General features: G+C 66.3%; 11 protein-coding genes. 2 read left to right on the top strand and 9 right to left on the bottom strand.

What is annotated here, in order from left to right; genetic code table 11:
• Window positions 1-17: 17 nt before the first annotated feature.
• The 4 genes from IFR23_RS15935 to recQ form a co-directional block, all read right to left on the bottom strand.
• Window positions 18-1,874 carry an AsmA family protein gene (locus tag IFR23_RS15935; RefSeq protein ID WP_192976739.1) on the bottom strand — a complete coding sequence of 619 codons (1,857 nt, stop codon included), beginning with the start codon at window positions 1,872-1,874 and terminating at the stop codon, window positions 18-20.
• Between the two features lie 84 nt (window positions 1,875-1,958).
• Complete coding sequence (locus IFR23_RS15940; RefSeq protein WP_192976740.1) at window positions 1,959-2,357, bottom strand: hypothetical protein; 399 nt, start codon at window positions 2,355-2,357, stop codon at window positions 1,959-1,961.
• Complete coding sequence (locus IFR23_RS15945) at window positions 2,354-2,782, bottom strand: TIGR01244 family sulfur transferase (protein WP_192976741.1); 429 nt, start codon at window positions 2,780-2,782, stop codon at window positions 2,354-2,356. Before IFR23_RS15945 ends, IFR23_RS15940 begins: the two co-directional genes overlap by 4 nt.
• Window positions 2,779-4,548: a DNA helicase RecQ gene (gene recQ / locus IFR23_RS15950; protein WP_192976742.1), complete on the bottom strand. Its 1,770-nt coding sequence runs from the start codon at window positions 4,546-4,548 to the stop codon at window positions 2,779-2,781. The genes IFR23_RS15945 and recQ overlap by 4 nt, the downstream gene beginning before the upstream one ends.
• 140 nt (window positions 4,549-4,688) lie before the next feature.
• Here recQ and IFR23_RS15955 point away from each other — a divergent pair, with 140 nt between their 5' ends.
• Entirely contained in the window at window positions 4,689-5,660 is a 972-nt protein-coding gene (locus IFR23_RS15955; protein ID WP_192976743.1) for a hypothetical protein, read from the top strand.
• A gap of 232 nt (window positions 5,661-5,892) precedes the next feature.
• Here IFR23_RS15955 and IFR23_RS15960 read toward each other — a convergent pair whose 3' ends face one another.
• Window positions 5,893-7,722, bottom strand: coding sequence for an ABCB family ABC transporter ATP-binding protein/permease (locus IFR23_RS15960; protein WP_192976744.1), 1,830 nt, complete (start codon window positions 7,720-7,722; stop codon window positions 5,893-5,895).
• A gap of 121 nt (window positions 7,723-7,843) precedes the next feature.
• Between IFR23_RS15960 and IFR23_RS15965 the strand changes: the two genes are divergently transcribed.
• On the top strand, window positions 7,844-8,074 hold the full coding sequence (locus tag IFR23_RS15965; RefSeq protein WP_056487649.1) for a hypothetical protein: 231 nt from the start codon (window positions 7,844-7,846) through the stop codon (window positions 8,072-8,074).
• A gap of 109 nt (window positions 8,075-8,183) precedes the next feature.
• On the opposite strand, the gene IFR23_RS15970 is transcribed toward IFR23_RS15965, so the two are convergent.
• From IFR23_RS15970 to crtY, 4 genes are all read right to left on the bottom strand, one after another.
• Entirely contained in the window at window positions 8,184-9,134 is a 951-nt protein-coding gene (locus IFR23_RS15970; protein WP_192976745.1) for a squalene/phytoene synthase family protein, read from the bottom strand.
• A 166-nt stretch (window positions 9,135-9,300) separates the two neighbouring features.
• Window positions 9,301-9,882, bottom strand: a complete 582-nt coding sequence (locus IFR23_RS15975) for an LOG family protein (RefSeq protein WP_192976746.1) — start codon at window positions 9,880-9,882, stop codon at window positions 9,301-9,303.
• A gap of 196 nt (window positions 9,883-10,078) precedes the next feature.
• Window positions 10,079-11,557, bottom strand: coding sequence for a phytoene desaturase (locus IFR23_RS15980; protein WP_192976747.1), 1,479 nt, complete (start codon window positions 11,555-11,557; stop codon window positions 10,079-10,081).
• Window positions 11,554-12,720, bottom strand: coding sequence for a lycopene beta-cyclase CrtY (gene crtY / locus IFR23_RS15985; protein WP_192976748.1), 1,167 nt, complete (start codon window positions 12,718-12,720; stop codon window positions 11,554-11,556). The genes IFR23_RS15980 and crtY overlap by 4 nt, the downstream gene beginning before the upstream one ends.
• Window positions 12,721-12,776 lie beyond the last annotated feature (56 nt).

Below are 12,776 nucleotides of genomic sequence, written 5' to 3' on the forward strand. Positions count from 1 at the left end.
CCCGGCGACGTCTCGGCCTATCGCAGCACCCGTGCCGCCAACCCCGAACAGTCCGCATTGCTAGCCGTCGGACCCTGCTTGCCGGTGATCGCACGCCCGATCGCCTTGAAGATATTGCCGACGGATTTCACCTCTGGCGGGATCGTCACATTCGGCTGCTGGATCGTCCCGGTCATGTATGCCGACCCCGGCAGTTGCAGCAGCGCGTGCTGCTTCGGCGACCCACTCAGCCGAATGTTGAGCGCTTCGGACGGAAACACTACGCTCCCCTGCCCGCGCAACTGGCTGGCGGTCGTATCGACGATCATCGGATCGACCCGCCCTCGCCCCCGCGTCACGTCGAGTTTCACCACCACGCAGCGCAGACCCGCGCGCTCGCCATCTTTCGCCAGCAACGCGCGCGCCGCATCGAACCCCAGCGCCGCCGCGATCCCCTGCGGCAATTGCCCGTCCCGCGCGACGAACCCAATGCTGCCATCGGCGTTCCCGACTGCGGCCCGGATAGTCTCCCCCGGCCCCTTCAGTCTTACCCGCGCGCTAACATTCCCGCTGAAGTCGCCGCGCCCGCCCGCCAGTGCCTGCACGCTGCTGCCGCGCAACCGCAGGTCGATCGCGACGGTCGGCGTCTTGCGATCGCCCCGCTGGTCGACCGTGACCTTGCCGGTAACGGTCCCCTGCGGCAGCCTCGCGACCAGCCGATCCAGCGTCAGCAACTGGTGGTCGATCGCGATCGTCCCCTTGGCCGACACGATCGGCGACTTGCCCTTCGCAGCGACGATATGCTGGATGCGGAACCCGAACTCGGCGTCGGTCGTGTCGATCTTGCCGATATCGATCCGCGTATTGGGCACCAGTCTCGGCCCGATCGCCCGCTCCAGCGCGGCGCCCTTCGCCTGCGCCTCGTCCGACGACAGGTCAGCGAAGTCGAACTGGCGCGAGACGATGTCGCCGTTCACCTTGCTCCGCCCATCCCGCTTGTCGACCGTCACGTGACCGGCAAAATCCGACCGCCCGACCACGCCCTTCAGCTGCGTGATGGTCCATTTCGGCGCATCGTGGCGGACATGCGCGCTGAACGACACCGGCTGTGTCCGGAACAGCCCCGCCTCGATCACCGCGTCGATCAGCTTCAGGTCGGTCGCGCGCGCCGTCACGTCGAGCGTCATCGCATCGGTATCGAGCGGCCGGTCCATCACGCCCTTCGCCGAGATCGACAGCTTGTCCCCATCGATCGACGCGGTGAACGGCCACGGCTTGCCCTGCGATCGCTCGATCGACGGCCCCGAAACCGCGATCCGCACCGCCGCACCACGCACGATGCCGGTGCCGTTCGCGCGGATGCCCGCAACCGGATCGGACGAGAACCGCGCAGTGACCTGCCGCCCCTGCTTGGCATCGCGGTACGAGATCACGCTGTCGCGGATGACGAGCCCCTGCAGGTCGTTCGAACTACCGCCGCTCTTGGCCTTGCCCGGCCGATCCCAGTTGGTCCGCCCCTGCTTGTCACGCACCAGCGCCAGGTACAGCCCGGACGCCTTCACGTCGCGCGGCCCGAACCCGCCCTTCAACAGCGACAGTGCGGAGAAGGTCGCCTCCGCCTCGCGCAACCGCACGAAATCGCCGCTACCGGCCCACCCCGCCTGCGGGATACGAACCTGCGTGATGCGGATCGTCGGCGAAAAGCCGAACCCGTCGACGCGCTCGATCCCGCCGATCGTCACCGGCCGCCCGAAGCGCGCGGTTAGCTGCCGCTCGATAACGCCTTTCAGCGATCCCCAGGGGAACACGGCGAGCCCGATTATGACCGTAGCCATCACGGCCACGACGACGATGCCGGTGACTTTCACCCAGCGCTTGGCGACCCATGTTCTCATCTACTGCGGCGACGCGTCGAAACGAGAAACGTTCCGCAAGCGTCAGGACCGCTGCCGCAGAATGACGGCGGCGCGCGGGGCTCGTTAGACCCGAACGCTCTTCGGCGCCAACCGCCGGATATCCAGCACGTCGACCTGCGCCAGCATCACCGCCCCCAGCGCCTTGTCCCCCGTCTCCACCAGAATCCCCTCGCGGGTCGCGCGCACCGTCCGCCAAGACACCTCGCGCACCGCCAGCCGTTTGCCGATCCGCTTCACTGCAGCAACGCGCCCGTCATCCGCGATCGCCAGCGCCCCCTGGCCGTCCGCCCCCACGACAGCGCCCGCCACCGCAAAACCGGCAAGCTGCGCCTGCGCCGCGTCCGCCGCCTCTTCGGGAGTCTCGATCTTCACGACCCGCCGCATCCGTACGACCACCCAGGCCAGGCCCGCGAGCAGCAGCACAACGACGGCCACGACGCCGCCGACGATCGCAGGCGTCATCGCGGCCCTGCGAGCGCGTCCAGCATCGGGCGGATTCCGCGCAGGTCGTACCCGGCGTCCTCGGCCTGCGCGAGCAGCAGGTTCGGGTTCCGCCCCGCCTTCGCCGCCGCCAGCGCCCACAGATTGCAGCTCCGTGTCCCCGATCGGCAATACGCGAGCACAGCCCCGTCCGAATCGGTCAGCGCCTGCGTCATCGCGTCGATCTGCGGATGCGAGAACCCCGCATGCGTCACCGGGATCGAGACGTACTTCAGCCCGGCCGCTTCCGCCGCCGCACGGATCGCGTCGCCCGAAGGCTGTCCCGCGTCCTCGTCGTCGGGCCGGTTGTTGACGATCGTCTTGAACCCCGCCGCAGCGATCTCTGCAACCTGCTCGACCGCGATCTGCGGCGCGACCGAAATACTTTCGTTTATATGCCGTATCATGCGGACTCGCGGATCACCTGGAGGAAGGCATCCCCATAGGCGTCGAGTTTCCGCGCGCCAATGCCTGATAACAGGCTGAGCTCGGCCCGCGACGCCGGCCGCTGCCGCGCAATGTCACGCAGTACCGAATCGTGAAAGATCACATACGGCGGAACGCCCGCTTCCTTCGCCAGATCGCGCCGCCGCAAGCGCAGCGCCTCGAACAGCGGATCGTCGACCGGGTTCGGGGTGGCGCCAACCGCCCCCTGGCGCCGCCGCTCGCGCTTCGGCGGCACGACGATCGACACAGCCGCCTCGCCCTTCAGAATCGCCTTCGCCGCCGGCCCGAACTCCAGCCCCCCGTGCGGATTGGTCCTGAGCGCATCCTTCAGCATCAGCGCCCGCGACACGGGCTTCAGCAACGCAACCTCGTCGCCATCGACGATCCCGTACACCGACAGCGCCTCGTGCCCGTTCATCAGGCTCCGCTCCGACGAAACGCCGGTCAGAATACCTTCGATATACCCCACCCCGAACATCTGCCCGGTCCGGAACACCGCCGACAGGAATTTCCGCGCCGTCTCGGTCGCGTCGACCGCATCGACATTGCCGAGGCAATTGTCGCAATTCCCGCAATCCTCGAGCCGCTCTTCGCCGAAATGCTTGAGCAGGATCCGCCGCCGGCACCCCGCCGTCTCGACCAGCCCGCCCATCGCCGTCAGCCGCTGCCGCTCGCCCGCCTGCCGCTCGGGCTCCACTTCCCCGATCCGCTGCCGAGCGCGCGCGAAATCCTCCGCGCCCCAGAACAGGTGCGCGATCGCCGGGTCGCCATCACGCCCCGCGCGCCCGGTTTCCTGATAATAGGCCTCGATCGATTTCGGCAGCCCGGCATGCGCCACGAACCGCACGTCGGGCTTGTCGATCCCCATCCCGAACGCGACCGTCGCGCAGATCACCATGTCCTCGCTCGCGACGAAATCCGCCTGGTTCTTCGCGCGCACCTGCGGATCGAGCCCCGCATGATAGGCCCGCGTCGGCCGCCCGCTCCGCCCCAGCGCCTCCGCCAGCTTCTCGGTCGCCGCGCGCGTCTGGGCATAGACGATCCCCGGCCCCGGAATCTTCTCCAGGATATCCGCGATCTGCCGGTTGACGTTGTCGCGCCCCGAAATCGCATAGCGGATGTTCGGCCGGTCGAACCCCGACACGATCAGCCCCTCTTGCGAAATCCCCAGCTGCTCGAGGATATCGGCGCGGGTATGCGCGTCGGCGGTCGCGGTCAGCGCTAGCCGTGGCACGTCCGGAAAACTGTCGAGCAACGGCCGCAGCAACCGATAGTCCGGCCGGAAGTCATGCCCCCACTCACTAACGCAATGCGCCTCGTCGATCGCAAAGAGCGACAGCTTGGCTTGGCTGAGCAGGTTCCGGAAGCTCTCGTTCGAGGCGCGCTCCGGCGCCACATACAGCAGGTCGAGATCGCCAGCCCGGAACCGCGCGATCGTCTCCTCGCGATTGGTATCGACCGACGTCAAAGTCGCCGCCTTGATCCCCACAGCAGTGGCGGCCCGCAACTGGTCATGCATCAACGCGATCAGCGGCGAGACAACGACGCACGTCCCCTCCAGCATCGTCGCCGGCAACTGATAGCAAAGCGACTTGCCCGCACCCGTCGGCATCACCGCCAATGTCCGCTGCCCCGCGAGCACCCGATCGACGACATCGCGCTGCACGCCACGAAAATCAGGAAAGCCGAAGATGCGCTGGAGATCGGGAAGGGGGTCGAGTGCCATTGCCATGCGATCTAGGCGTCGCGCAGTCGCCCGTCGAGAGGCGAGCCTGCATTGGTTATCCAATCATTACCGATCATAAATTCGTTGCGAATACGATATGACGCGCCAAGATCGCGGCGCCTGACGCCGGAGACTTCACGATGATCGCCAATATCCTGAGAACCGGCGTGGCGGCATCGGTGCTCGTGAGCAGCGTCGCGCTAGCCGGCGACACGGTCACGGCCATCCGCGACGTACCGGTCGGCGGGATGATCGCCGCAACGATCGACGGCAAGCCCGTCACGCTGCGCGTCGACCCCGCCGCGCCCGGCCTGGTCTTCGTCACGACCGCGGTCGCCGAGCGACTTGCGTTGAAGGGCGGTGCGCTGGGACTCGGCTATTCGGTCGGCGGGCAAGGCGCGATGCAGGCGACGACGGTCCGCCCGATGACGTTCGGGACCAACGCGGTGAAGCGGCGGATCGGCTTTCCGAGCCGCAAGCACGAGACCAAGGGGAAGGCTGCGGACCCGCGCTGGGTCGGGCGGCCCTATGCCGATGTCGGCGACGGCACCATCGGCCCGGCGTCGCTACCCGAACCCGTCGTACGAATCCTCCTAAACGCGCCGCGGGCTGGCGAACGGACCGTCGCGTTGCCGATGGTCGACGGCGGCGGCCTGCTGGGCAAGCTCTCCGGGACCTTCGCGCAAATCACGATCGGCGGCCAGCCGATCCGGGTCCGCTTCGAACCCTATCATCCACGCACGACCGTCACCGCCAACGCCGCCACGCTGATCGCGCAGGCGCAGCGCGGCACGCTGGCCGGCCTCACCGCACCGGTCGAGATCGCCTTCGGTATCGCCCGACCTGTCCGCATGATGACGCTCGCCACCCCGCTGTTGGTCGGCCCGCTCGCGCTATCGTCGCTCGGCGTCCGCACCACCGACGTCGGCAACGCCGCCGCGATTCCGGATGCCGACGCGCCGCCACCCGACCCCGACGAGATCGTCGTCGTCGCCAAGGGCAAGCGCGGCGCCAACCGCGATCGCCTGACGATCGGCGCCGACCTGCTTGACCGCTGCTCCGCCATCGTCTTCGACAAACCCGCCAAGCAGATCCGCGTCACCTGCGGGTAGGCTCGGTCGGTTGATGGTGGGGGAACGCACAAGTTTCTAAGACGCCGTCGCCAACCTTGTTTCCCCGCGAAGGCGGGGACCCAGACTGGGCTCCCGCCTTCGCGGGAGAACAAGGAAGGCTGAGCAGTCCTTCGATTTCGTCCGGGGCCGTATCTAGGGGGGCCCCGAACGCGTCTGACATCACAGAAACTATGGCGAGCGTTCATCATCGATGACGACGCACTGCCCGTGCCTACTCCGCCGCCAACGCCCCATCGTCATCACCAGCCCGCTCCTGCGCCTGCCGGTTCCACATCTCCGCATACACGCCGCCCTGCCGCAGCAAGTCCGCATGCGTCCCCTTCTCGACGATCCTCCCCGCCTCCAGTACGACGATCTGGTCCGCATGCACCACCGTGGAGAGCCGGTGCGCGATCACGATCGTCGTGCGCCCGCGCTCGATCGCCTCCAGCGTATCGAGGATTTCCGCCTCGGTCCGGCTATCGAGCGCCGACGTAGCCTCGTCCAGGATCAGGATCGGCGGGTTCTTCAGCAGCGTCCGCGCAATCGCCACACGCTGCTTCTCGCCGCCCGACAGCTTCAGCCCACGCTCGCCGACGCGCGTCTCATACCCCAGCGGCTGACGCTCGATGAACCCCGAGATCGCCGCACCCTTGGCCGCAACCTCGACCTCGGGCATCTCGGCCCCCTCACGGCCATAGGCGATGTTGTACCCGATCGTGTCGTTGAACAGCACCGTATCCTGCGGCACGATCCCGATCGCAGCCCGCAGCGAAGCCTGCCGCACCTGCGCGATATCCTGCCCATCGACGGTAATCCGCCCGCCCGTCAGGTCGTAAAACCGGTAGAGCAACCGGGCGAGCGTCGACTTGCCCGCACCCGACGGCCCCACCACCGCCAGCGTAGATCCCGCCGGCACGTCCAGCTCCAGGTCGCGCAAAATCGGCCGCCCCGCGTCATAGCCGAACGACACCCCCTCGAACCGGACATGCCCCGCGCTCACCGCCAGCGCAGGCGCCCCCGGCGCATCGACGACCGTGGCCGGCGTATCGATCAGGTCGAACATTGCCGCCATGTCGAGCGCGCCCTGCCGGATCGTGCGATACACCATCCCCAACAGATCGAGCGGCCGGAACAGCTGCGCCAGCAGCGTCGACACGAACACCACGTCGCCCGCCGACGCCTCGCCGCGGCTCCACCGCCACACTACGAACCCCATGCCGCCCGCCAGCATCACGTTGGTGATCAGCGCCTGGCCGAGGTTGAGCCAGGCGAGCGAATTCTCGCTTTTCACCGCCGCCTCGGAATACGCGGTGATCGCGCTGTCGTAGCGCCGCGCCTCGCGCTCCTCCGCGCCGAAATACTTCACCGTCTCGAAGTTCAGCAGCGAATCCACCGCATGCGCGACCGCGCCGGTATCGAGGTCGTTCATCCGCGCGCGCAGCGCATTGCGCCAGTCTGTCACCATCCGCGTGAACGCGATATAGCCGACCACCATCACCACGGTCGCCACGACCAGCGGCCAACCGAACTTGGTCCAGAACAGCCCGAGTACCAGCACCAGTTCGAACACCGTCGGCGCGATATTGAACAGCAGAAAATACAGCATCGTATCGATGCTCTTGGTGCCGCGCTCGACCACCTTGGTGACCGCACCCGTCCGCCTGGACAGGTGAAAATCGAGGCTCAGCGCATGCAGATGGCGAAACACCTGCGCCGCCAGCCGCCGCGACGCATCCTGCCCGACGCGCTCGAACACCGCATTGCGCAGATTGTCGAACAGCGTCGTCCCGAACCGCGATGCCGCATACCCGACCACCAGCAGCACGACCAAGGTCAGCGCCCCGCGATCGTTCCCCGCCATCCGGTCGACCGCGTATTTCAGGGTGAACGCGGCGCCGAAGACCTGGATCAGCTTCGAGGCGATCACGAGCAGCATCGCGACGACGATCCGCACCTTCAGCTTCGGCTGCCCCGCCGGCCACAGGAACGGCAGGAAGCGGCGGAGCGTCGGCAGCAACGGCTGGTCCGCGCGGGTGGAGGTGTAGGTGTCAGGTGGCATGGATCGATGCGATGTAGGCGCAGTCAAGCCCCGGCGAAAGCAGTTGGGGGAACAATCCTGCCACTTCGTCGCTTTTGTTACCGTGTCCAACGTCGGACACCGCGAGCCACTGGAGAATGAAATGGAACCGCTGTTCTACGTCATGGCCATCATGGGCTGCGGTGACGGCAACGTGAACTGCACCGAGGCGCGCGTGATCCCGGCGCGGTATGAGACGATGGCCCAGTGCCGCGCGGCGCTCCCCGACCAGTTGGCGCAGAACACCGACGTTCCGTATCCGATGATCGGCGCGAATTGCCGTGCGCAAGGCCAGTTGATGGCGAAGGCCGGCAAGGCGAAGCCACAGGGCTGACACCCAATGCGCGTCATTCCCGCGGAGGCGGGAACCCATGCCGGCTGACGTTTCGATCCATCGATACGGCGTAGGTTATGGATCCCCGCCTTCGCGAGGATGACGAAGTTTAAGCTCTAGGCCGCGTCCACAACCGAGCATCGCGCACAGTCCTTGGATACAGCGTATCTCGCCGCGCCGCCTCTCGCGCTGCGGTCACGATAAATCCCAATTTCTGCATCCCCGACGTCGTCACCCGGTTATCCCAAGCGTGCTCCCCCCGAGCCGCCACAGTCCGCCCGATCGCCCCATAAATCCCCGCCGCAGACAACACCGCCCAAGCCGAACGGAACGACAGCGCCGGCGTTCCCTCCCGTGCACTCGCCTCGAACGCAGCAGCCCGATCCGCCATCCGCTTCGTCAACACCGCGAGCCGCGAGCGAAACGGCGGCTTCATGTGCTGCCCCGGTGGAAAGTCCATCTCGACCAGCCATTCCTCGGGCAGATAGCACCGCCCGACCCGGTCATCCTCCTCGACATCGCGCGCGATATTGGCGAGCTGAAACGCCATTCCCAGGTCGCACGCGCGATCGAGCGTATCCTCGTCCTCGGGATCGACGCCCATCGCGATCGCCATCATGCACCCGACGACACCGGCGACATGGTAACAATATTTGTACAGGTCGTTCTCCGACCGCGGCCGCCACTCGCGCGCATCCAGCGCAAAGCCTTCGACGAGGTCGCGCGCATACCGCTTCGGCAGCCGCGTTTCGGCCGCGAAGATCCGCAGCGCATCGAACGCCGGCTCGCCGACCACTTCGCCCGCGAGTGCCTGCTCGGTCATGGCCGACAGAGCCAACAGCCGGGCTGGGGCGTCGTCGACCACGGTCATCCCATGGCCATGGTCCTGCCCATCGGCGATATCGTCGCACCGCCGGCACCACGCATACAACAGCCACGCCCGCTGGCGCGTAGGCTTGTCGAACAACAAGCTGGCAGCGGCAAAGCTCTTCGACCCGCGCGAGATCGACTCATGCGCGGTAGCCACGATCGCCTCGCGCGATGGGAGAGGCTGACTCACGACCTGCCCCCCAACGCTACCACCATTGCAGGCCCCACCCCGGCGAAGGCCGGGGCCCAATTGGAAAGGTTGAAGTAACGACGCGCAACGCAAACCAATTCACGTTCCCCAATTGGCCCCCGGCCTCCGCCGGGGTGGTGCATGGTGTCGGGGTGTGGTTCGAAGCTCACAAATCCGACGCGTTCATCCGCACGATCGGCTGCGTCGGGACGTGGCGCCCCATCCGGTCGAGCAGAACATCCAGCGTATCCGCCACGATCAGCAGATCCCGGTGCTGCGGCCGCAAAAAGCCAACCTCGCCCATCTTCTCCCAGAACGCGATCAGGTGATCGTAATACCCGGCGGTATTCAGCAACCCAACCGGATCCGCATGATACCCAAGCTGCGCCCAGCTCAGCGCCTCCCACAGCTCGTCCATCGTCCCCGTCCCACCCGGAATCGTCACGAACCCATCGGAGAGATCGGTAAACATCTGCTTCCGCTGATGCATGCCCTGCACGACGTGCAACTCGGTAAGCCCCCGATGCGCCACCTCCGCATCGACCAGCGCCTGGGGAATAACGCCGATAACCTCACCGCCGCCCTCGAGCGCGCCATCGGCGATCGCGCCCATCAGTCCGGTCCGCCCACCGCCATAAACAAGGCCAATCCCCCGCTCGGCAAACGCGCGCCCCAGTGCCCGAGCACCCTCGATATAAGTAGGATCAGCCGGCGTCGCCGACCCGCAATACACAGCAAGTCTCTTCATCCCGCACCGCTAGGGGAAGCGCGCAGGCTGCTGCAAGGAAAGAATGGGTTCACGCGAAGGCGCAAAGGCGCGAAGATGTCTTTCCCGTCGCAAAGCGACTTACACATCCCAAGCCGCGAAAACGGCCAGTGCAGCATGGCGCCACGCCCTTCACGAAAATCTTAGCGCCTTAGCGCCTTCGCGTGAACAAAAAGCCTTACTTCTCGCCTTCCAACATCAACCGAGCAGTCGCCTTCGCGCTCCCGACAACCCCCGGAATCCCCGCACCCGGATGCGTCCCAGCCCCCACGAAGTACATATTCGGAATATGCTCGTCGCGATTATGCACCCGGAAATACGCGCTCTGCGTCAGCACCGGCTCCAGCGAGAACGCGCTCCCCAGATGCGCATTCAGATCCTCCGCGAAATCCTTCGGCGCGTACGAGAATTTCGTCACGATCCGCTCGTGGATATCCGGGATCAACCGTCGCCCGATCTCGTCGAGGATGCGCTTCTCCAGGATCGGTGCGATCTCGTCCCAATCCACCGGGAATTTCCCGAGATGCGGCACCGGCGCCAGCGCATAGAACGTCGAATGCCCCTCCGGCGCCAGCGAAGGATCGGTCACGGTCGGATGATGCAGGTACAGCGAAAAGTCCTCGCTCAGCACGCCGTGGTCGTAAATGTCCTCGAGCAGCCCCTTATAGCGCGGCCCGAACAGGATCATGTGGTGCGGGATGCCCGGCCACGTGCCCTTGATCCCGAAATGCACCACGAACAGCGACGGCGAATATTTCTTCCGCTCGAGCGACCCGGTCTTGCGCTTGGCGCTGCGCGACGTCGCCAGCAGGTCGCGATAGGTGTGCATGATGTCGCTGTTCGCCGCGATCGCATCCGCCTGACCCGACCAGCCGCTCGCGGTCGTCACACCCGTCGCACGATCCCCGAGAGTCTCGATCGACGTCACCGGATCGTCGAGCCGCAGCACGCCGCCCAGCCGCTCGAACTGCGTCACCAAAGCCGCCACCAGCCGGTTGGTCCCGCCACGCGCGAACCACACCCCGCCGTCACGCTCCAGCTTGTGGATCAGCGCATAGATCGCGCTCGTCGTCATCGGGTTGCCGCCGACCAGCAACGTGTGGAAGCTCAACGCCTCGCGCAGCTTCTCCGACTTCACGAAGCTCGACACGATCGAATAGACCGACCGCCACGCCTGGTATTTCGCCAGCGCCGGCGCCGCTTTGATCATCGACCCGAAGTCGAGGAACGCGACATGGCCGAGCTTCTCATAGCCTTCGTGAAAGACACCTGCCGAATATTGCAGGAACTTCTCGTACCCCGCCCAGTCGCCGGGATGCAGCTTCTCGATCTCGGCGCGCATCTGCACGTCGTCGTTGGTGTAGTCGAAATTGGTCCCGTCGGGCCAGTTGAGGCGATAGAACGGCAGCACCGGATCGAGCGTCACGTCCTCGCTCATGTCGCGCCCGGTCAGCGCCCACAGCTCGCGCAGGCAGTCCGGATCGGTGATGACCGTCGGCCCCGCGTCGAACGTGAAGCCGTCGCGCTCCCAGAAATACCCACGCCCACCCGGCTTGTCGCGGCTCTCGACGATCGTCGTCTGCACGCCCGCGGATTGCAGCCGGATCGCGAGCGCCAGCCCGCCGAAACCTGCGCCGATGACTATTGCGGTCTTCATGATGACATACTGCCTGCGATGGCGCGGACGGCGCGCACGATGGGGACGGGGGGCTTGCCGGTCAGAACGCGCGCCTTGTCGGAAAGCGTCGAACGTCCGGCGTAGAAACGACCGATGAGCGATGGGGAGAGGCGGTAGAAGCGCTCGAGGATGCGGTAGCGTTCCTCCGGCTCGGCGGCGCGGAACAACATCGTGTCGAGCATCCGGTAGAACCCGCGCGACTTCCACGTCGCCCGCGCCATCGCGTGGGTCGCATCGTGGAGTTTCGCGCCCGAGAAATCGCCGAGGCCCGCCAGCATCGAAGCGGTCCGCACCGCATCGGGCAGCGAGTACCCCGTCGTCGGATGAAACATCCCCGCGCGCATGCCAGCCTTGGCGACATGCGCGCCACCCGACCGCCAATACGCCTCGAAATCGCCACCCATCGCCACCGGAAGCACGCCAGACTCTTCGCGCACGATGCTATCGACCGACCAGCCGCGGCCGGCGACATAGTCATCGATCCGCGCGCCCAACACCGGGATATCGAGATCGGGCGTGTCGCTATAGTAAGTGTCCTCGACGAACATGCGCTCGGGTGAGAACGGCAAACAATAGACGAACCGGTACCCGTCGATCTGCGGAATCGTCGCGTCCATCACCATCGGCCGCGGGCTTTCGTGCGGCACGCTCAACGCCAGTTCGCGCCCGAGAAACTTCTGCCATGCGAGGTCGAGCAAGGACAGGTCGCCCGCCCCCCGAGCGTCGATCACGCCGGTCGCCTCGATCCGGTCGCCATCCGCCATCACCACCGCCGTCGGACTCGCGCCCGACACTTTCCGCCCGAGCATCAGTGCATGAGCCGGAAGTACGCGGCGAACCTCGCGGTCGAGCCGTTCGCTCTCGATCGAATAATAGGTCGCGTCGATCGTCCGTTCGTGCGCAGGAAATCGCACGTCGTACCCACGCCACGCATGCACCACGAGCGGCGCGACGATCCACCGATCGCCTTGCGCCACGTCGCTGCCGAAGAACGACCAGAGATGGTTGCCGCCGACGACCGACGCCGAGTCGATCAGCCGTACGTCGAGCGCCGGGTGCTTGGCCTTGAGCGCCAGCGCGATCATCCCGCCGGCCAAACCCGCGCCAACGATCGCGACGTCGCAGGAGATCGTCGATGCCATGCCTCCGACTAGCGCAAAGTCACGCGGCCGAAAACCGCCTTTCCCGCGCAATCACG

Source organism: Sphingomonas sp. CFBP 13603 (assembly GCF_014892665.1).
GTDB lineage: Bacteria > Pseudomonadota > Alphaproteobacteria > Sphingomonadales > Sphingomonadaceae > Sphingomonas.

Bases quoted from the DNA above. Each gene is read 5' to 3' on its own strand.
- crtY (WP_192976748.1), bottom strand. From the start codon at position 12,720: ATGGCATCGACGATCTCCTGCGACGTCGCGATCGTTGGCGCGGGTTTG.
- IFR23_RS15965 (WP_056487649.1), top strand. From the start codon at position 7,844: ATGGAACCGCTGTTCTACGTCATGGCCATCATGGGCTGCGGTGACGGC.
- IFR23_RS15940 (WP_192976740.1), bottom strand. From the start codon at position 2,357: ATGACGCCTGCGATCGTCGGCGGCGTCGTGGCCGTCGTTGTGCTGCTG.
- IFR23_RS15960 (WP_192976744.1), bottom strand. From the start codon at position 7,722: ATGCCACCTGACACCTACACCTCCACCCGCGCGGACCAGCCGTTGCTG.
- IFR23_RS15945 (WP_192976741.1), bottom strand. From the start codon at position 2,782: ATGATACGGCATATAAACGAAAGTATTTCGGTCGCGCCGCAGATCGCG.
- IFR23_RS15975 (WP_192976746.1), bottom strand. From the start codon at position 9,882: ATGAAGAGACTTGCTGTGTATTGCGGGTCGGCGACGCCGGCTGATCCT.
- IFR23_RS15980 (WP_192976747.1), bottom strand. From the start codon at position 11,557: ATGAAGACCGCAATAGTCATCGGCGCAGGTTTCGGCGGGCTGGCGCTC.
- recQ (WP_192976742.1), bottom strand. From the start codon at position 4,548: ATGGCACTCGACCCCCTTCCCGATCTCCAGCGCATCTTCGGCTTTCCT.
- IFR23_RS15935 (WP_192976739.1), bottom strand. From the start codon at position 1,874: ATGAGAACATGGGTCGCCAAGCGCTGGGTGAAAGTCACCGGCATCGTC.
- IFR23_RS15955 (WP_192976743.1), top strand. From the start codon at position 4,689: ATGATCGCCAATATCCTGAGAACCGGCGTGGCGGCATCGGTGCTCGTG.